The 18,572-nt window shown below is 62.7% G+C and carries 15 protein-coding genes; 5 read left to right on the top strand and 10 right to left on the bottom strand.

Annotated elements, in window-relative coordinates; genetic code table 11:
- Positions 1 to 57 precede the first annotated feature (57 nt).
- Positions 58 to 1,101, bottom strand: a complete 1,044-nt coding sequence (locus tag ACVWYU_RS28185) for a Rieske 2Fe-2S domain-containing protein (protein WP_457374236.1) — start codon at positions 1,099 to 1,101, stop codon at positions 58 to 60.
- A gap of 145 nt (positions 1,102 to 1,246) precedes the next feature.
- On the opposite strand from ACVWYU_RS28185, the gene ACVWYU_RS28180 reads away from it, so the two are divergent.
- From ACVWYU_RS28180 to ACVWYU_RS28170, 3 genes are read left to right on the top strand one after another with little or no spacing between them, the layout of a single operon-like run.
- Positions 1,247 to 2,086 (top strand): SDR family NAD(P)-dependent oxidoreductase, encoded by an 840-nt coding sequence (locus tag ACVWYU_RS28180; RefSeq protein ID WP_457374235.1) that lies wholly within the window; start codon positions 1,247 to 1,249, stop codon positions 2,084 to 2,086.
- Positions 2,073 to 2,999 carry an alpha/beta hydrolase gene (locus tag ACVWYU_RS28175; protein ID WP_457374234.1) on the top strand — a complete coding sequence of 309 codons (927 nt, stop codon included), beginning with the start codon at positions 2,073 to 2,075 and terminating at the stop codon, positions 2,997 to 2,999. Before ACVWYU_RS28180 ends, ACVWYU_RS28175 begins: the two co-directional genes overlap by 14 nt.
- Positions 2,951 to 4,120, top strand: a complete 1,170-nt coding sequence (locus ACVWYU_RS28170; protein WP_457374233.1) for a 3,4-dihydroxy-2-butanone-4-phosphate synthase — start codon at positions 2,951 to 2,953, stop codon at positions 4,118 to 4,120. The genes ACVWYU_RS28175 and ACVWYU_RS28170 overlap by 49 nt, the downstream gene beginning before the upstream one ends.
- A 103-nt stretch (positions 4,121 to 4,223) precedes the next feature.
- On the opposite strand, the gene surE is transcribed toward ACVWYU_RS28170, so the two are convergent.
- From surE to ACVWYU_RS28155, 3 genes are all read right to left on the bottom strand, one after another.
- Positions 4,224 to 5,201, bottom strand: coding sequence for a 5'/3'-nucleotidase SurE (gene surE / locus ACVWYU_RS28165; protein WP_457374232.1), 978 nt, complete (start codon positions 5,199 to 5,201; stop codon positions 4,224 to 4,226).
- A gap of 74 nt (positions 5,202 to 5,275) precedes the next feature.
- Entirely contained in the window at positions 5,276 to 6,655 is a 1,380-nt protein-coding gene (locus tag ACVWYU_RS28160) for a DUF1329 domain-containing protein (protein ID WP_390956732.1), read from the bottom strand.
- 23 nt (positions 6,656 to 6,678) lie between these two features.
- Entirely contained in the window at positions 6,679 to 8,256 is a 1,578-nt protein-coding gene (locus tag ACVWYU_RS28155; protein ID WP_457374231.1) for a DUF1302 domain-containing protein, read from the bottom strand.
- A 265-nt stretch (positions 8,257 to 8,521) separates the two neighbouring features.
- Here ACVWYU_RS28155 and ACVWYU_RS28150 point away from each other — a divergent pair, with 265 nt between their 5' ends.
- Both ACVWYU_RS28150 and ACVWYU_RS28145 read left to right on the top strand, forming a co-directional pair.
- Positions 8,522 to 10,264 (top strand): FAD-binding protein, encoded by a 1,743-nt coding sequence (locus ACVWYU_RS28150; protein ID WP_457374230.1) that lies wholly within the window; start codon positions 8,522 to 8,524, stop codon positions 10,262 to 10,264.
- On the top strand, positions 10,261 to 11,139 hold the full coding sequence (locus ACVWYU_RS28145; RefSeq protein WP_457374229.1) for an SDR family NAD(P)-dependent oxidoreductase: 879 nt from the start codon (positions 10,261 to 10,263) through the stop codon (positions 11,137 to 11,139). Before ACVWYU_RS28150 ends, ACVWYU_RS28145 begins: the two co-directional genes overlap by 4 nt.
- Positions 11,140 to 11,582: 443 nt before the next feature.
- Here ACVWYU_RS28145 and ACVWYU_RS28140 read toward each other — a convergent pair whose 3' ends face one another.
- The 6 genes from ACVWYU_RS28140 to ACVWYU_RS28115 form a co-directional block, all read right to left on the bottom strand.
- Positions 11,583 to 13,163: a FadD3 family acyl-CoA ligase gene (locus ACVWYU_RS28140; protein WP_457374228.1), complete on the bottom strand. Its 1,581-nt coding sequence runs from the start codon at positions 13,161 to 13,163 to the stop codon at positions 11,583 to 11,585.
- 74 nt (positions 13,164 to 13,237) lie between these two features.
- Positions 13,238 to 13,984, bottom strand: a complete 747-nt coding sequence (locus ACVWYU_RS28135) for an SDR family NAD(P)-dependent oxidoreductase (protein WP_457374227.1) — start codon at positions 13,982 to 13,984, stop codon at positions 13,238 to 13,240.
- A gap of 238 nt (positions 13,985 to 14,222) precedes the next feature.
- Positions 14,223 to 15,305: a 2Fe-2S iron-sulfur cluster-binding protein gene (locus ACVWYU_RS28130; protein ID WP_457374226.1), complete on the bottom strand. Its 1,083-nt coding sequence runs from the start codon at positions 15,303 to 15,305 to the stop codon at positions 14,223 to 14,225.
- A 13-nt stretch (positions 15,306 to 15,318) separates the two neighbouring features.
- Positions 15,319 to 16,074 (bottom strand): glucose 1-dehydrogenase, encoded by a 756-nt coding sequence (locus ACVWYU_RS28125; RefSeq protein WP_247256255.1) that lies wholly within the window; start codon positions 16,072 to 16,074, stop codon positions 15,319 to 15,321.
- Positions 16,062 to 17,741, bottom strand: a complete 1,680-nt coding sequence (locus ACVWYU_RS28120; protein ID WP_457374225.1) for an FAD-binding protein — start codon at positions 17,739 to 17,741, stop codon at positions 16,062 to 16,064. The genes ACVWYU_RS28125 and ACVWYU_RS28120 overlap by 13 nt, the downstream gene beginning before the upstream one ends.
- Before the next feature lie 9 nt (positions 17,742 to 17,750).
- Positions 17,751 to 18,266 (bottom strand): flavin reductase family protein, encoded by a 516-nt coding sequence (locus tag ACVWYU_RS28115; RefSeq protein WP_247256253.1) that lies wholly within the window; start codon positions 18,264 to 18,266, stop codon positions 17,751 to 17,753.
- Between the last annotated feature and the right edge of the window lie 306 nt (positions 18,267 to 18,572).

The raw sequence follows: 18,572 nt of genomic DNA, 5'->3' as shown, positions 1-18,572 counted from the left end.
CGCAGGGCCTGACAGGCGGCTGCCGACCAGGCCCCTGGAACGCGAAAGGCTGCGTATTCAGGCGCGTTCGCGAGCGCGCACGACAAATTTCTTGTGTTCCAGCACGTCCGCCGACAGCGCCGCGACGTCGGTGTAGAACTGCTCATACCAGCGACGCAACTGATAGACCGGGCCGTCGCCGTCACACAAAAGCGGGTTGTCGACGCGGGTCTTGCTGTGCCAGATCGCCACGTCTTCGTAGAAAGCTTCCTGGGCCTGCTGCACGTAGGCCTTGGCCATCGCCTGATTCTGTTCTTCGCTCAGCCCCGGGATTTTCTTTACCAGCACGCCGTAGCGCAGGGTGAAGCTGTCGAGGTCGATCGGTACGTGGCAATTGAGCAGGATCGAGTGGATCGGCTGGCCGTTCATGGCGCCGGTCATTTCGGTGATCTGATAGGCCGGGCCGTAGTAGGTGGCCACGGTGCTCAACTCGCTGTCGCCCGACAAACGCTCGCTGCGGGCGCTCATGATCTGGGTCGCCAGGTGGCCTTCGAACACGTTGCTGAATTCCTCGACCGGGGCGCCGTGGACAGTGCCGAAGTGCGCCATGTCGGCGATGTTGTCGATCAATTCGCGGCAATTGGTGCCGATCTGCAGTTCGGCGACTTCCCACGCCGCCCAGTCGTCACTGAAGCAGGCGTCGATGCGCGGGATGCGCTGTTCGGGAAGCGGAAGGTTGCCCTCCGGGTCATTCCAGACAAACAGAAGATGGTTTTCTTCCATGAGCGGCCAGCTCTTGATCCTGGCCCGTGGAGGAATGCGCTTGGCATAAGGAATGTCATCACAGACACCATCGGCACCCCAGCGCCAGGCGTGGAACGGGCAGCGGATCGAGTTGCCTTCGACACAGCCGGTGCTCAGGTCGGCGCCCATGTGCGGGCAATAGCCGTCGAGGATATGCAGCTCGCCGTCTTCGCCTTGAAAGACCACCAACCGGGTCCCGAATACCTCCAGGCGATGGGCCTTGCCGTCACGGTATCGGGCGGCCAGGCCCAGGCAATGCCAGCCGCGGGCGTAGCGGTCTTCCAGCAGTTTGGCTTCGATGCGGTGCAGGGTACTCATCTTATTGTTCTCCCAAGGGTCACGGGTTCGGCGCACGTAACGGATTCTGCCGGCCCTGTAAAAGCGGGCATCGTCTGAATGGACGATGGCTGCATCGGGCCGGCCGGCTCTACTGGCGCCATTGGACCCAGTGCAGGAGTTGGCGATGAGTAATGAATCAGGGCCGGTGGCGGTGATTACCGGGGCTGCCAGCGGTATCGGTCGTGGCCTGGCCGAACATGCGGTAACGCTGGGCATGCGTCTGGTGCTGGCGGATCGGGATGCGGCGGGCCTGCAAGCCCTGGGCGATCAGTTGCGGGAAAGCGGGGCGCAGGTCATCACCTGCGTGACCGATGTCGGCGATCTGGCTCAGGTCGAGCGCCTGCGTGATTGCACGATCGAACACTTTGGCGCGGTGGATCTGCTGTTCAACAACGCCGGGGTGATGCAAACCGGCTACAGCTGGGAAATCACCGACGCGCAATGGCAACGCATGCTCGACGTCAATCTGGGCGGCGTTATCAACGGCATTCGCAGTTTCGTGCCGCTGTTGTTGCGTCAAGGGCGGGCGGCCCATGTGATCAACACCGCATCCCTCGCCGGGCTGGTCAGCAGTCCGTTGATGGCGCCGTACAACGTGACCAAACAAGCCGTGGTGGCCCTCTCGGAAACCCTGCATTACGAACTGGCCATGCTCGGCGCGCCGGTATCGGTTTCGGTGCTGTGCCCGGGACCGGTCGCCAGTGAAATCATGGCGTCGAATCAGACTGTGGACATGGCCGGTTCGTCCTTCAGCCAATTGCTCGACAGTACGATTCGTCAAGGCATGACGCCGGCAGAACTGGCGACGCAGGTGTTCGCTGCCGTCGCGCAAAAACGCTTCTGGATCTTGCCTCATAAGGGCTTCAAACCGGCGCTGGAGCGTCGGGTACACAGCATTCTGGAAGAAACCAACCCACAGTTTCACATGACCGATGTCGAGGAAGATGACCATGCCGCTCGATAAGCAGATTGCTGCGGTGCTCCAGCCGTTTCGCGACCTCCCGCCGCCCGATTTCAGCCAGCTCGACGCCGCGCAATACCGGCAGTTCAGCGACAACCTGCTGCCCGCGATCCCCGGTGACCCGATGATCGAGGTGCGTGACCTGAAGGTCGCCGGCGCGGCGGGGCAGCTGGATGCGCGGCTTTATCGGCCGCTTGAGCAAGACAATCTGCCGCTGCTGGTGTTCTTCCACGGCGGCGGTTTTGTCATGGGTAACCTCGACACCCATGACAACCTTTGTCGTTCCCTGGCACGCCAGACCGAAGCGGTGGTGGTTTGCGTCGCCTATCGACTGGCGCCGGAACATCCATTTCCGGCGGCGCCGCAGGATTGTTACGCCGCCACCTGCTGGCTGGTCGAGCAGGCCGCCGCGCTCGGCGTCGATGGCCGCCGGCTGGCGCTGGCCGGGGACAGTGCCGGGGGCAATCTGGCGCTTGCGGTCAGCCAATTGGCGGCGCAACGTCAAGGGCCGAAAATCAGTTACCAGTGTCTGTTCTACCCGGTCACCGATGCGCGTTGCGACAGTCAGAGCTACGAGGATTTTGCCGAAGGCTATCTCCTCTCCAGCGCGATGATGTACTGGTTCTGGCAGCAGTACTTGCCCGATGCCGGGCTGGGTGATGATCCCCTGGCTTCACCCTTGCGTGGCGACAGGCTGGCGCAGTTGCCGCCCACCACGCTGCTCACGGCCGAGTTTGACCCGTTGCGTGACGAGGGCGAGGCATTCGCCCGACGCCTGCTTCAGGCCGGCGTTTCGGTGCGCCTGCAACGTTGTGAAGGCATGGTTCATGGCTTTATCAGCCTGGCGCCGTTCGTCGAGCGAGCCGCATGGGCGTTGTCCGATGCCGCGGCAGACTTGCGCGGGGCACTCAATTGAACGGCGCGGCGAACCTGGCATTCGATGCGGTGCCACAGTTGATCGAGGCCATTGCCGCCGGGCAAATGGTGGTGATCACTGACGACGAACACAACGGCGAAGGCTCGTTGCTGATGGCTGCCGAACAGTCAGGCGCCGAAGCGGTCACGTTCATGGCGGTCCAGGCGCGCGGGTTGATTTGCCTGGCCTTGACCGAACAACGCTGTCGCGCCTTGGGCCTGGACCTGATGGTGCCCCATTCACGGGCGCAACACGGTGTGGGTTTTACCCGCTCGATCGAGGCGGCCACCGGGGTGTCCACCGGCATTTCCGCAGCGGATCGGGCGCGCTCGATCCAGGTCGCGGTCGATCCGGCCAGCGTGCCTGCGGACCTGGTTCAGCCCGGGCATGTCTTTCCGGTGCAGGCCTTGCCCGGTGGCGTGATGCAGCGCGCCGGGCATGTCGAAGCCGCTTGCGACCTTACCCGACTCGCTGGCCTGCAACCGGCTGCGACGCTGGTGGGCATTCTCAACGAGGAGGGTGAGCTGGCCCGTGGTGCCGAACTTCACGAGTTTGCCCGTCGTCATGGCCTGCGCATTGGCAGCATTGCTGATTTGATTCACTACCGCATCCTGCATGAAGGCACGATCGAGCGTGGTGATGAGTATCCGCTGCATACCCGGCACGGCGTGTTTCAGGTGACCACTTACCAGGACACCTACCAGGGGTTGCTGCATCTGGCACTGGTCAAAGGCCGGGTGGACAGTGCTCAGCCGGTTCTGGTGCGAGTGCAAAGCATCGAGACGCTGCGCGACGCATTGGGTTGTGAGGGCGAAGGCGGGCCGCAGCAATGGACACTGGAGCGGTCGCTGGCGGCCATCGCCGCGGCTGAATGCGGTGTGCTGGTGCTGCTGGCGCAGAAGGAAACGGCCGACGGTGTGCTTGAACAACTGCGTCAACGCAGCGGCGGCAAACCACGGGCGCCACAGTTTCCGCAACGGACCCTGGGCGTCGGCGCACAGATCCTGCGCGATCAAAACGTTCGCAAAATGCGCTTGATGAGCTCGCCGGTGCCCTACAAAGCGGTGTCCGGGTTTGATCTGGAAGTGACCGGGTTTGTGCCGTTTCAAACAACTACCTGAGGCAGACACATAACCCTTCGTCAGCAAGCTCGCGATGGCGGTCTGGCAGGCGCAATCGATGTTGGATGTGCCGACCTCATCGCGAGCAAGTTCTCTAAATGACTTAAGGTTTTAAACCCCGCAACATTCCCTTCGCTTGATCCTGCACCGCATCCGGTGCGGTCATGTTGCCGTCGATCACGGTGATCACCGCATGTCCCTGCCACAGCTGATACGCATCGGCCTTTTGCTGGGCGGCGGTCGGGGTCGAGGGGGCGGTCAGGTTGACATGAACCACGCCATCGGCGCCGCGCTGGGAGATGAAGTTCACCCGGTCCCAATTGCCGATTGGCGCGAAACTCACACCTTTGACTTCACCGGGCGGCAGTGCCGGGTAGTTGAGGTTCAAGCCGCTGGCACCTGGCAGGCCGAGCACGTTCAGTTCGCAGGGGCGTTTGTGTTTGGCGCAGGTCTGTCTTGCTGCCGTACCAGCCAGGGTCGCTTGCTCGATGACTCGCACTGCAAACCGCGCCGTATCGTCCATGGCGCCCAGGGTTTTGCGATAGCCGGCCTGCTGATCCTTGATGATCAGGTCCATGTCGATGGCCGTCGACACCGCCACCGCCGGAATTCCCTTGAACATCGCCCGCACCGCCGCGTTCAGGGTGCCGGACATCTGTGTCAGCGGACCGACGTTTTCGCCGAAGTTAGTGCCCGACACCACCAGGTCTGGCGGGTTGTCCTTGAGCAGCACGTCAAGGCCGACGTTGACCGCATCTACCGGAGTACCAATGGCAGAGGTCTTGCCGGTGGGCGAGGTGTAGCCCTCCGGTGGCCCGACGCAGAATTTACCCGGCGCCAGTTCGGTCACCGCCAATGCCTGGCCGGGCACGACCACGCTGGCGGCGCTGATGCCGCTGCTGTCGTTCAACGGGCCGACCAGGGTTACCCGATGTCCGGCGGCGGTCAGCGCGCGGTACATCGCATCGATGCCGGGTGCGCGGCAACCATCGTCGTTGGTCAGCAGGATGTTCAATGCATTGGCCTGCATCGACAGGCCGACGCTGGCCATGGCGATGACGCCAGTGAGCAGTTTATTCATGGGGCGTTTCCGTGAGTTGAATCGAGAGAAAGCACAAAGCCCCGACCGATCGAATCGGTCGAGGCCTTGAGGGTTTAGCGGGTGCCGAGTTTGCGCAGGTTGCCGGGGGTGAATTCGTCTTCGGTGAAGGCGGTGGCATTGAGCTTGGCGGGTTTCTGATCGACCAGCATGCGGTCAACCAGATACGAACCGGCGATCAGGTCATGGTAGATGCCGAGGCGAGCATGGTAGCGCTGCATCTCGTAGGCGTAGATCGAGGTTTGCATGTTGGTGCGCCAGAGCACGCCGCGACTGTCGTAGTTGTCCGCCAGGGTCGCCGCCCAGGAGTCCTCGTCCAGGTACAGCACGCGCTTGGCATAAACGTGTCGGGCACCTTCCTTGAGGGTGGCTTGCAGAACCCACACGCGATGTTTTTCATAGCGCATGTATTGCGGATCGACGTGGCCGGTGGTGGCCAGGATCTGGTCGGTGCTCACGCTCGGATCGTCGATCTTGTAGTTGTGGTACGGAATGTAGATTTCTTTTTTACCGAGGATGGTCCAGTTGTAGCGATCCGGTGCGCCGTTGAACAAGCGGTCTTCGTCGTACACACGGAAACCACCGGCACCGCTTGGCGAGTCATAGCCCACGGTCGGCGCGCGACGGACGCGACGTTGTCCCGGGCTGTACTGCCAGGCCTGACGCGGCGAGGCGGTCGGGTTGATGAACTCGTGACCGACGACGATCTCGCCTTTCTTGCGCACCGGTTCAAGCGTGGTGATCAGGAAGTTGGTGAGGATACCGTTGGCGCTTTCCAGGGTTTTGTCCGGGCTGGACCAGATCGAGAAGATCTTGTAGTTGACCTGTTCGAGCACCCGTTCCTTGTTGGAGTAGACCACCGCCTGCCCGTAGTTGGCCTCTTCGGTGTTGGCGCGCCCGGCCAGCGTGTGGTTGAACATCAGTTCGCTGCCGTTCTTCGGAATCGGGAATGGCGAGGCGCCCCAGGCGTTCTGTGTGTCGTTGTTGTCATTGGCCAGTTCGGCACTGACCGCGTTTTTCTTGACCAGGTCTTCCAGGCGTTGATCGAAGCGGAAGTCCCGATGGCTTGGATAGACCGGGATATTGAACGTTTCGGGATAGCGTTTGAGCAGCGCTTTCTGGCCGTCGGTCAGGTTGTCGGCGTACTTGTCCATGTTCTTGGCATTGATCACGAACAACGGTTTTTCCGCGGCGTACGGATCCGGGTAGGGCGTGCCGGGGCCGGCGTATTTGAGCTGCGGTGGCAGGCCGCGCCATTTGCCGGTCCAGGCCGGGATGCTGCCGTCGGCATTGCCGGCCTTTTCGGCGCCCATCGGCGTCAGGTCCTGGCCCAGGCGAGCGGCTTCTTCGGGGCTGACCCTGGCGTGGACCAGGCCACTGCCGAGCAGGCCGACGGTCAATGCCGTGGTCAATAATGTTTGGGTGAATCTTGACATGCTGTGCTCCTCCGACAGGGGAATCAGAACCGGTACTTGAAGTTGAGTGCGACGTTGTCGCGGTCGGCCAGCGGACTGTTGTTGGCGTTGCCCAGATAGGCGTTGTATCGGGCTTCGACGGTGAAGTTGCCCAGGTAACGCCACGAACTGCCGATGCTCGCGCGGTTGTCGTTCTGGCCTGCGTTGATCGAGCCCACCAGCGAGCTGTCACCGTGGGCCGCAGCGCTGAAAGTGACCGGCACCGACATGTCCCAACCGCTGAATACGTTGTTGTAATCAAAGTTCGCTTGAACCGTGTAGCCCCAGGCATCGCGGTCGTAGACCAGGCTGTCGGTGCCCGGCAACGTGAAGCCGGGGGCCAGGGTCACCGGCTGCGACTTGTCGTTGCTGATCACGGTGTTGTAGACCAGCTCACCGGTCAGGGTGGTGTTGTCCGCCCAGGACGTCGGGCCGACCACGTAGATCATCGACGTCTGCGCCTGCATGGTTTTGCCGCGCACGGGGCTGGAGAAGCCGTTGTTGACCATCACCGGAGAACCGTCGCGGTAGCTGACCTCACCGGCCCAGCTCACGCTGCCCAGCACGGTGGAAAAACTCGCGCCGTACAGGTCGATGTTGTCGAAGTAGCGCACCTGGTAGTGGCCCAGGTTCGACGCGAAATCCAGCGACGGGGTCTTGTCGTGGTAACGCGAGTAGTAGATGCCGAACTCGGTGTTGTTCAGCGACTCGGCGGCGTAGGTGAACGCCAGGCCGTACTGGCCGCTGTCACTGGGTTTGTCGTCCTTGAGGCGAGTGACGAAGCCGGAAGCGTCGTTGAAACCACCTTCGTCGATAAAGTCGGTGGTGGAGAAGTAACTGCCCACGCCGAACAGTTGAGTCTTCTCCCACTTGTATTGGTAGTAGGCCTGCACATCCAGGCTGTCAGTCAGGCTGTACTGAGTGAACAGCTGGCCGACGGGCAACAGGATCTCCTTCACCTCAACGCCGGGCGTGGTCGCCTTGGTCGCATCCACCGGGCTCTGCGCCGCGGAGATGCCAGGGTAGAACAGACTTTCACCCCAGCTCACCACCTGGTTGCCCAGGCGCGCGTTGAGGGCGTGGCCACTCATGTCCCAGGTGCCGTAGGCGTAGTAATCGAGCATGCGCAGTTCGTTGCGATGCTGGTCGATGGTGTCCTGGGAGAAGTGGTCTGGCTGGCTGCAATGCCCCCCCGCAAAGCAGTTCGAGGTGCCGGTATTGTTGTCGTTGCTCTGATCGTAGACGTTGTCATAAAAGCCCGTCGCCCGGACGAACACGCCATAGTCGTCTTGCCATTTGATGTTGGCTTCGGTGAGGAAACCACTGCGGTTGTTGATCAGGCTGCCCTTGGCGAACGCGTTATCGCCGTCGTTGCCGTTGGCATTGGCCGTCAGTTTGTGATCGCGGGACTCGGCCCGCCAGGCCAGGCTGTATGTCAGCGTGGTGTCCCAGTCGATGCTCATATCCTCGTTCGGCTGGAAGCTCATGGCGTTGACGTGAGCGCTCAGTCCACCAGCCAGCAACAACAAAGCCAGCTGTACGCGAGTGTGCTGTGTTGGTGGGGCGATTATTGTTTTTATCATGTCGTCCTCATGCCCAGGTCAGACCTGCCTGACCTGCATTTGCGGGGGGTTATTGGTGCTGTGGGCGACTATGGAGTCACGACTTGCGCGCAACATCGTCCAAGCGGACTAAGCGATTTGCAGGGGAGGGCGGTTACCGTCGCCTTAGTCCCAACGGACGATGAACACCCGGCGTGCGCGGCGAACAATCCCGGGACCGACTGCACCGGGCGAAGATCTGGCGGCGGCGGATTCTGCCTGATGGGCGCTGAACAAGGGTGATCGCATGAACGCTGCCGGGATCAAGTGGGACGAATGCTGTGATGTGCTGGTGATTGGCTCCGGAGCAGGGGGAATGACCGCTGCACTGCGCGCCCATGACCTGGGTCTCAATGCGCTGTTGATCGAGAAGAGTGGTGAATACGGCGGTACCTCGGCGGTGTCCGGCGGTGGTATCTGGATCCCCGACAACCATCGGATCAAGGCGCTTGGCGGCAGCGATTCGGCGGCTGAAGCGATTGCCTATATCCGTGCGGTGACCCATGGCGAGATCGATGACGGACGCATCGAGGCCTACGTCGAACATGGTCGCGAGATGGTCGAATACCTCGAACGCCAGACGCGGGTGCGTTTCGAGGCACAAGCGCGTTACGCCGATTACTACCCGGAAGTCGAGGGTGGCAAGCCGGGCTATCGCTCCATGGACCCGCAACCGTTCGATGCCGCCGAACTGGGCGAAGAATTCCTGCGCATGCGCGCGCCTTCCCCCGGCACCCTGATGATGGGGCGCATGGCGATGACCATGAAAGAAGCCCAGGTGCTGCTGTGTCGCGGGCCCGGCTGGTTGCGCCTGACCTTGCGGGTGATGTGGCGTTACTGGCGTGATCGTGAGGGCCGGCGTTTGTCGCGCCGCGATCGATACCTGACGCTGGGTAATGCCTTGATCGGCGCCTTGCGTTGCTCACTGCAGGATCGCGGCAAGTCGCTGTGGCTCAACTGTTCGCTGGAAGAGCTGTTGCTGGTCGGTGACCGGGTGGGCGGCGCACGGGTCAATCGCAATGGTCAATGGCTCAACGTCAAGGCGCGCTGCGGGGTGATCATCGCCGCCGGTGGCTTCGAGCGTAATCAGGCGATGCGCGCCCAGTACCTGCCGCAGCCGTCGCGTGCCGACTGGAGTGCCACGCCGCCGCACAATACCGGCGACGGTATCCGTGCCGGTCAGGCCATTGGCGCGCGCACGGCATTGATGGAGCACAGTTGGTGGGCGCCGACCACCCACGTCCAGGGCGAAGAAAAACAGCGTGCAATGTTTGTCGAACGGACCTTGCCGGGGTGTGTGCTGGTCAACAGCGCCGGCGAGCGTTTCGTCAACGAAGCCGCGCCCTATACCGATATCGTTTATGCGATGTACGCCAACAATCGCGAAGGCGCAGCGAGCGTGCCGTGCTGGATGGTGTTCGACGCCGAGTTCCGCCGCAAATATCCCTGCGGCGCGTTGTTGCCGGGGTATGCACAGCGTGACTGGCAATTACCGGCGCATCTGCGCGAGTACTTCCACAAGGCCGACAGCCTGCAGGCATTGGCGGCGAAGATCGGCGTCGATGGCGGCGGATTGGTGCGCACCGTGCAGCGCTTCAATGCCATGGCGGTGCAGGGTGTCGACGAAGATTTCCATAAGGGTGAATCGCTGTTTGATCGTTATTACGGCGACCCGAACGTACAGCCCAATCCGTGCCTGGCGCCGTTGCTCAAAGGGCCGTTCTATGCGGTACGCATCGATGCCGGGGACATTGGGACCAAGGGCGGTTTGTTGACCGATTTGCATGCCCGCGTGCTGCATGAGGACGGCCAGCCCATCAAGGGCCTGTACGCCATCGGCAACAGCGCCGCATCGATGATGGGCCGCACCTATCCGGGTGCCGGTTCGACCATCGGCCCGGCCATGACCTTCGGGTACCTGGCGGCCAACCACATCAAGCGCCAGAGCGAGACGGCTTCGGCCAAAAGCGTGTTCGGGAGTGTCGAATGAACAGTCAACGTCAACAGGTGGCGGTGGTCACCGGGGCCAGTCGCGGGGTTGGCCAGGGCATTGCCCTTGCGCTGGGGGCCAAGGGCATGACGGTGTATGTCACCGGCCGCGCCCCGGAGCACGGTGGGTCGAATGTGTACGGCCATGCGTTGCGTGGCTCGCTGGAAGACACCGCCGCCGCGATCACGGCCGCTGGCGGGCGTGGTATCGCGGTGGCGTGTGACCATGCCGATGACGTGCAGGTGCAGGCGTTGTTTGCGCAGGTCGAACGGGAATGTGGACACCTGGACCTGCTGGTGAACAACGCGGCGTACATCCATGACCAACTGATCGAGCCGGGCCCGTTCTGGGCCAAGCCTTTGGCGTTGGTGCGCATTCTTGATGTCGGGCTGCGCTCGGCTTACATCGCCAGCTACTATGCCGCGCCTTTGTTGCTGCGCAGTGCCCAGGGGCTGATCTGTTTCACCTCTTCATTCGGCGCCGGTTGCTACATGCACGGTCCCGCGTACGGTGCGCAAAAGGCCGGAGTCGATAAGCTGGCGGCGGACATGGCGATCGATTTCGAAGGGCAGGGTGTGGCGGCGTTGTCGCTGTGGCTTGGCCCGCAACTGACCGAGCGCACGAAAATCGCCGGCGAGCAGCACGGTGAGCAATACCAGGCTTTTCTCGCCCACGCCGAAACCCCGCAATTCAATGGCCGGGTGATTCATGCCTTGCTCAATGACCCGCAGGTGATGACGTTGTCCGGGCAGACGTTGATCACTGCGGAGATAGCGCCCGGTTATGGCATCAGTGAAGCCGAGGGTCGTCAGCCACCTTCACACCGCGCCCTGCTGGGGGAACCGCGCCGGCAGCATCCGGCGCGGGTGGTTTAGCCGACATAAACATCCCTCTGCAGGAGCTGGCTTGTCGGGTGGCCGCATCGCAGCGAAGGCGTCGGCACAGTTAATATCACTGGCGCCTGACACACCGCTTTCGCTGGCAAGCCAACTCCTACGGATTTTTGGGTGGCCTCAGCTTCCGCCTGCGACCACAAACCCTGTGGGAGCTGGCTTGCCAGCGAAGACGGCATCAGCTTCAACAACATGGGTGCCTGACACACCGCCATCGCGAGCAGGCTCGCTCCTACAGCAATGCTGTTCAGATAAGAGATAGAGCGAGCAATCAATAACCTGTGGCGAGGGAGCTGGCTCCCGCCGGGGCGCGCAGCGGCCCAAAAAATGGGACTGCTGCGCAGTCCAGCGGGAGCGAGCTCCCTCGCCACAGGTACAGTGTTCGTCCTTATCTGAACAGCATTGCGCTCCTACAGGGACTGCGTTCAACTGACCGGCTGCAACGCCCATTCGCGCAATACATTCTTCGTCACTTTCCCCGCTGCGTTGAGCGGCATGCTTTCAAGTACCTGCACCCGGCGCGGGACTTTATAGTTGGCCATCTGCTCACGGCACCAGGCGAGGAACCGGGCCTGCTCGATCTCGACGCCCGGTGCTGGCAGCAAAAACGCCATCGCTACTTCACCGAGGCGCTCATCGGGAATGCCGATGACCGCCGCCTGGGCCACGCCCGGATAGGTCAGCACGCATTGCTCGATCTCCGCCGGATACACATTGAATCCGCCCGTGATGAACATGTCCTTGAGGCGATCGGTGATGCGCAGGTATCCCTGTTCATCGAGCATGCCGATGTCACCCGTGTGCAGCCAGCCGTCGGTGTCGAGCGTCGCCTGGCTGGCCTGCGGGTCATTGAAATAGCCCTTCATCAGGTTGTAGCCACGCACCTGGACTTCGCCCGCAACGTTCGCCGGTTGGCTGCGACCCTGACTGTCGACGCAGCGGATTTCCACGCCGGGCATGGCCCGGCCACTGGTGTTGGCGACCCGCTCGGCAGTGTCGCCCGGGCGGCAAATGCTGGCAAAACCGCAGACTTCGGTCAGGCCATACGCGGTGACGATGGTGGCAAATCCCAGTTCCTCGCGCATGCGCTGAATCATCTCCACCGGAATCGCCGCCGCGCCGGTCACCGCCACCCGCAACGAGCTCAAATCGAAGTCGCTGCGTTGCGGATGGGCGAGTAGCGATTGATACAGCGTCGGAGGCCCGGGCAGCACGGTGATGCGCTCACGCTGGACGCATTCGAGCACCGTCTGCACATCGAACACCTGCTGCGGCAGGATGGTGCAACCGCGCATCAGCGCCGCCAGCCATCCGGCCTTATAGCCGAAGGAGTGGAAGAACGGATTGACGATCAGGTAGCGATCGCCCTCGCGCAAACCGACGATATCGCTCCAGTCGCGCACGATTTGCAGGTTCTGCCCGTGACCAGTCATCACCCCTTTGGGTTTGCCGGTGGTACCCGAGGTGAACAGCACATCGGACAAGGCCTGCGGGCCGACCTGTTGTTCGCGGGTACGCAGGGCCAATTGCGGCAGGTCCGCCGCCAGCTCAAGAAAGGTTTCCCAACCCAGGGTGCCGGCACTTGCACCGCGCAAGGTGACGATGTGGCGCAGGTCGGGCAGGGCTTCAGCGGCCAGCATGCCGGGGTAATCGACGCCGAGAAATTCGCCGATGGCAAACAAAACGCAGGCGCCGCTTTCGCGCAGGATGTAGCCGGCCTCGCTGCCTTTCATCCGGGTGTTGAGTGGCACCAGCGCGGCGCCGACACTTTGCAGCGCACCGGCGGCGACAATCCATTCCCACACGTTGGGCGCCCAGATCGCCACCCTGTCCCCGACTTGAACCTCCAGTGCCAGCAAAGCGCGGGCGGCTTGCCGGCGCAATTGGTCAAGTTGTCGGTAGCTGATGACTCGGCCCGCATCCTCGATGGCGGGGCGGTCGCCGTAGGCCTGGGCAGCGTTGGCGAACAGTTGAGCGATGGTCAGTGCGGTGGCGACAGGCGGCATGGGGCCTCCCCGGTTAGAAGACAGATACGAAAAAGAGGGAGTGGGCCGGGCAGGGCGCCCGGCCGGGTAGCGAATTACTGGGCGGGCGGGGCGAAGCGACGGCCGGCGGAGAAACCGCCGTCCACGGCGATCATCTGGCCGCTGACGAACGACGCGTCGTCGGATGCCAGGAACAGCGCGGCGCTGGCCACTTCTTCCGGTTGCCCGGAGCGACTGAGCATGTGTTGCGAGGCGAAGAAGGCGTGAAACGCTTCGTGCTCGCGGACCATGCTTGTCATCGGCGTTTCGATCAGGCCCGGGCACAGGCCGTTGACGCGTACATTGGCGTGGCCGTAGTCGATGGCCATCGAGCGGGTCAGCTGGTTGATGCCGCCCTTGGCGACGTTGTAGGCGACGTTGTTGTCGCAGGCTTGCAGGCCAAAGATCGAACCAATGTTGATGATCGAACCACTGCGCTGCGAGACCATCGACGCCACCGCGTATTTGCTGGTGAGCATGCTGCCGGTCAGGTTGATGTCCATCACCCGTTGCCAGTTGGCGGTGGTGGTCTGGGTCACGCTGCCCTGGTCGGCGACGCCGGCGGCATTGACCAGCACATCGATGCGCCCGAAGCGGCTGATGACTTCTTGCATGACCTGCTGCACCTGGGCTTCATCGCGCACATCCAGGGTCAAGAACAAACCGGGGAAGTCCGCCGGTGCGCTGCCGATGTCCAGCCCGACCACTTGCGCGCCTTCGGCGGCGAAGCGGCGCACGCAGGCCAGGCCGATCCCCGAAGCGCCGCCGGTGACCACCGCGACCTTGTTCTGCAAACGAGCCATAACTGCACCTCTTTTATTGTTGTGGACTAATGCTGGCCGAGTCTAACTGCTGACCGGGCCTGGGTGATCGTCCGTTGAGACTAAGGTGACAAAGCCCCGGCCAGTGAAAAAACAACCTGTGGCGAGGGAGCTTGCTCCCGCTGGGGCGCGAAGCGGCCCTGACAATCAAAAAGCGACAACCGCTTCGCAGCCGAGCGGGAGCAAGCTCCCTCGCCACAGGTTCGTCCTGGATTGAACATCAATCCGGGAAATTCAGGCGTACCCGGGCACCTGTCGGGCGGCTCTGGCAGGCCAGTGTCCAACCGTCGGCCAGCTCTTTCGGGGTCAGCACATCGTTGCGTGCCAACCGGACCTCACCTTCCTTCACGACGCACATGCAGGCCCCACAAAAGCCTTCTTCACAAGACGACGGCACGTCCAGGCCCGCTGCCTTACAGCTTTGCAGCAAGGTATCACCGGGCTGGCAGGCGACTTCGTATTGCTGGCCATCGAGTTCGACGATCAGCGCTTCGCACCGGGAATCCATGGCAGCGGCGCGGGCGAGGGCTTCTTCGGCGAGCAGTTCGTCCGGATCCGCTGGCGAGACGAAGCGCTCGACATGAATGCGTTCGGCGGCTTCGCCCAGTGCCAGCAGCGTGCGCTCCACGGTGTCCATGAACGGTCCCGGCCCGCAGATGAAGTAGTCGCCTCCGGCCGATCCGTGCAGCAAATGACGGACCTGGTGGTCCGTCAGGAAACCCTGCACCGAATCGAGGATGTGCACCACGTGCAGTTGATCAGGATGCGCCTTGATCAACTCACGCAGTTCGTCCTTGAAAATCACCGAGGTTTCATCGCGGTTGGCGTAGATCAACCGGATCGGCCGCCGACTGCTGTGCAGTACCGACTTGAGAATGGAAAACACCGGGGTGATGCCTGAACCACCGCCGAACAAGACCAGGGGTTTGTCGGTGTCTGCCTGCGGGTCGAGGCAGAACAGCCCGGCCGGAGGCAATACCTCCAGCCAGTCGCCGACCTGAACCTCATTCATCCAGTTCGACACCCGGCCGCCCTCGACCCGCTTGACCGTGACCTTGGGCAGTGCATCGGCCAGCGGCGAGCTGGCCATGGAGTAGCAGCGGGTCAACAGTTTGCCGGCGCAGGGCACGCGAAAACTCAGGAACTGGCCCGGTTTGTAGCGAAAGCGCTCACGCAAGGTGGGCGGGATATCCAGCACCAGCGAGCGCGCGTCAGCGGTCTCGTCGATCACCGCGCACACTTGCAGCATGACGCTTCCCGTCGTCGATTCAGCTGGGGTCAGGTTCTGTTGTTGCGTGCCCATGTTCACCTCTACCTCAGAGCCCGCTGATCAGTTGCGCGTTGTCGACACGGATCTCGGCGCCGTTGACGAAGCGTGACTCGTCCGTGGCCAGGAACAGCACCACGTTGGCAATGTCCCGAGGCGCGCACATGCGGTTCATCGGGTCCTGGTCGAGGGCTTCCTGAGGAATCGGCTGGCCGCCCGCCAGGGCCTGGGTCATCGGCGTATTCACGCCGTCCGGGTGCACGCTGTTGCAACGAATGCGATAGCCCTGCTGTTTGCAGTGCAAGGCGATGGAACGGGTCATCGCCGCCACCGCGCCTTTGGATGCCGAGTAGGCGCAGAACATCGGCATCGCGCCCAGGGCCGCCACGGACGACATGTTGATGATCGAGCCGCCACCGGTTTCCTTCATGGCCTGGATGGCGTATTTGCAGCCGAGGAAGTAACCGTCGCCGTTGATCTTCTGCACCTTCTGCCACAGCTCCAGCGTGGTGTCTTCGATGCTGCCCAGGGCCAGGATCGCGGCATTGTTGACCAGTACGTCGAGGCGGCCGAAGTGTTCCACGGTGGTCTTGACCACGTGTTGCCAGTCGCTTTCGCTGGCGATGTCGTGACGGATGAACAGCGCGTTGGCGCCGATTTCCGCAGCGGCCTGGCGGCCGGCTTCTTCATTGAGGTCGGTCAAAACCACTTTGGCGCCTTCGCGGGCCAGCAGCAGGGCGTCTTCGCGACCGATGCCGCTGGCGGCGCCGGTGATGATGCAGACTTTGCCTTCTACACGTTGCATTGTTGTTCTCCTGATCGTGCGGTTTGAAGTGCGACTTGGTCGGCCACGTGGGCGGCAGCCCGGCGACCGGAATAGATGCAATCGGCCAGTGACAGGCCGGAGACATACAGGTTGGAGGCGATACCCACCGCGTTGCGGCCGGCGCTGTACAGGCCTCGAATCGGCACGCCGGCAGGGTCCAGCACCCGGCCACTGCGTTCGCAGACTTTCAGTCCGCCGAGGGTGATGACCGGGCAGGGGAAGAGTTTGCTGTCGAAAGAAAGATCGAGGGCGTACCACGGGCCCTGGTCGAGATCGGCGAGCATCGCTGGGGATTTGCCGAATTCGTCGGCGATGTCACCGCGTGCGGCGCGGCTATAGCGCTCGACGCTCTGGCGCAGCAGTTCGGGCGGCAGGTTGCAGCGTTTGGCCAGTCCGCCGAGGCTGTTGCTGCGCCTGGCGTTAAACAGCAGGTTGAGTAGCACTGGCAGACGCTGGAAATTCCAGACTTTGCCGGGGCCGACCTGACGGAGTGCTTCACGAACCAATGCTCGATTGAGAATCAGAATGGCGCTGCCGTCCTGTGCTTCCACCATGGCGTGGCCGAGGGTCGCGCCGTAGATTTCTTCGTTGGCGTACCGCTGGCCGCGAGCGTTGACGATCATTCCCCTGGCCCAGGCCAGCGGCGGGTTGATAAAGCGCCAGGCGCTGATCTTGTCCATCCGCGCCACGCTGGCACCCGCGCTCTGGCCCAGGGCAATGCCGCTGCCGTTGCAGCCGGTGGTGCCCAACGGCAAGCCCGCCAGGTATTGCGGTGCATGCTGGCGCACCAGATCGCGATTGAAAATGAAGCCACCACTGCTGAGCAATACGCCCTGTTCGGCGCGAATCAACAGGCGTTCGGCGCTGGCTTGCTCGATGCGGCGCTGGCGGGCGCGCAAACGATCGGCCAGGGCCGGGGCGTACATATGAATGGCGCTGGCCCAGCGTGACAGTCGCGCATGTTGGCGTGCGGCCCGGCTGCCCGGCGGTAGCTGCCAGGCTTCGACGCCGAGCACCTGGTCGCGGGTGTCGAGCACCAGTCGCCGTACTTCGCACTGACTGCGTAAGCGTGCACCGTGGCGCAAGGCGCTGGCCTTGAGCGGGGCGAACAGGCTGGCGCCGGACATGCCCGGACCTTTGGTGCGATGACCGCGCGGTGCCGGTTTGGCGTGCGCGGCATAGTCCGGCACGGCTTCGTTGCCGGAGTAATAGAGGTAGAACCGGTCGCTCGGGTACGAGGTCTTGTGCGGCGGGACGCTGGCTTCAAACGCAACGCCCTGACGTTCGAGCCAGGCCAGTTGCTCGCAGCTGCCGGCGCAGAAATCCTTGAGTGTCTGGCTGCTGACGGCTTCCCCGACTTCCTGGCGCAGGTAATTGAACATGGCTTCGTCGGTATCGTCGTAGCCCGCCTGACGCTGGTACGGGGTGCCACCACCGGCATACACCACGCCGCCACTGAGTGCTGTCGCGCCACCTCCTTCGAAGCGATCCAGCGCCAGCACCGCCAGGCCACGGCTGGCCGCTTCGATGGCGGCACAGGCACCGGCACCGCCGAAACCGACGACCAGCAAGTCGCAACGGTCATTCCACGGCAACTGCTCGGCGCTGTTCACTCGCAACGCCGTCAACCCGTTCAGGCCTTCCATGTTCGGGCCTCAGCCGGCGACAGCGAAGGAGGGGGCGGGTTTGGCGGTGGTGGTGTAGCTGCCGTCGAGGTAGACCAGCGGGGTGATGGCTTCACTGGTGTGGATTTGCAGGATGCGCCCGATGAATACGGTGTGGGTGCCGTAGCTGAAGTGGCCGTCCTGGCGGCAGAGGATCGCTGATTGCGCGTCGCCCAGGTATGGAATGCCGCCGGGGCTGGTCAGCCAGTTGCCACGGTCGAAGCGTGCTTCGCCCTTGATCGCGCCGCTGCACAGGTTGGCCAGGTCCTGTTGCTCGACCCCGAGGATGTTGACGCAGAAGTCGGCGCCGGTGGCCAGTGCGGCGTGGGGCGAGGCGGTCTTGTTGACGCAGATCAGCAGCGATGGGGGTTCGGTGCTGAGGGAGTCGACGGCCGTGGCGGCCATGGCGAATCGTTCGGAGCCGTTGCTGGTGCTGATTATGGTGACTGACTTGGCCAGGCGGCGCATGGCCTGGAGCATGTCGGCTTTGAGGTTGGCGTCGTTCATCGCACTGGGCCTTTTTGGTTGGGGGGAGTGCGGTGGATTCTTGCTCTGGGTTGTTTGGGGGGCATCGTCCGAGGGGACTAGTTTGCCTTTGGCCTTTGGCCTTGGCGGCCTTTGGGCCCACCAGGTTTTGGGGTGGTTGGGTACATATCCGTTGCTGCGGTGATGGCGGCTGGCGGTTTCGCCCTTACGGCGACTTACTTTTTTTTCAAACCCCTCCGTGTCAGGCTACCTGTCGCCCTTGTTGATTGACTCAACTAATCAAGAGGGCGAAGGTGCATAACAATGTCCAAAATGGGCAAACGCTAC

The sequence above is a fragment of the Pseudomonas sp. TE12234 genome, from assembly GCF_054061835.1.
This window is presented reverse-complemented; position numbering and strand designations above follow the sequence as displayed.

What these genes read in the sequence shown, in the direction of transcription:
- ACVWYU_RS28130 (WP_457374226.1), bottom strand. Translation starts at nt 15,305, where the DNA reads ATGGGCACGCAACAACAGAACCTGACCCCAGCTGAATCGACGACGGGA.
- ACVWYU_RS28115 (WP_247256253.1), bottom strand. Translation starts at nt 18,266, where the DNA reads ATGAACGACGCCAACCTCAAAGCCGACATGCTCCAGGCCATGCGCCGC.
- ACVWYU_RS28185 (WP_457374236.1), bottom strand. Translation starts at nt 1,101, where the DNA reads ATGAGTACCCTGCACCGCATCGAAGCCAAACTGCTGGAAGACCGCTAC.
- surE (WP_457374232.1), bottom strand. Translation starts at nt 5,201, where the DNA reads ATGAATAAACTGCTCACTGGCGTCATCGCCATGGCCAGCGTCGGCCTG.
- ACVWYU_RS28180 (WP_457374235.1), top strand. Translation starts at nt 1,247, where the DNA reads ATGAGTAATGAATCAGGGCCGGTGGCGGTGATTACCGGGGCTGCCAGC.
- ACVWYU_RS28135 (WP_457374227.1), bottom strand. Translation starts at nt 13,984, where the DNA reads ATGGCTCGTTTGCAGAACAAGGTCGCGGTGGTCACCGGCGGCGCTTCG.
- ACVWYU_RS28175 (WP_457374234.1), top strand. Translation starts at nt 2,073, where the DNA reads ATGCCGCTCGATAAGCAGATTGCTGCGGTGCTCCAGCCGTTTCGCGAC.
- ACVWYU_RS28150 (WP_457374230.1), top strand. Translation starts at nt 8,522, where the DNA reads ATGAACGCTGCCGGGATCAAGTGGGACGAATGCTGTGATGTGCTGGTG.
- ACVWYU_RS28120 (WP_457374225.1), bottom strand. Translation starts at nt 17,741, where the DNA reads ATGGAAGGCCTGAACGGGTTGACGGCGTTGCGAGTGAACAGCGCCGAG.
- ACVWYU_RS28170 (WP_457374233.1), top strand. Translation starts at nt 2,951, where the DNA reads ATGGGCGTTGTCCGATGCCGCGGCAGACTTGCGCGGGGCACTCAATTG.
- ACVWYU_RS28145 (WP_457374229.1), top strand. Translation starts at nt 10,261, where the DNA reads ATGAACAGTCAACGTCAACAGGTGGCGGTGGTCACCGGGGCCAGTCGC.
- ACVWYU_RS28140 (WP_457374228.1), bottom strand. Translation starts at nt 13,163, where the DNA reads ATGCCGCCTGTCGCCACCGCACTGACCATCGCTCAACTGTTCGCCAAC.
- ACVWYU_RS28155 (WP_457374231.1), bottom strand. Translation starts at nt 8,256, where the DNA reads ATGATAAAAACAATAATCGCCCCACCAACACAGCACACTCGCGTACAG.
- ACVWYU_RS28125 (WP_247256255.1), bottom strand. Translation starts at nt 16,074, where the DNA reads ATGCAACGTGTAGAAGGCAAAGTCTGCATCATCACCGGCGCCGCCAGC.
- ACVWYU_RS28160 (WP_390956732.1), bottom strand. Translation starts at nt 6,655, where the DNA reads ATGTCAAGATTCACCCAAACATTATTGACCACGGCATTGACCGTCGGC.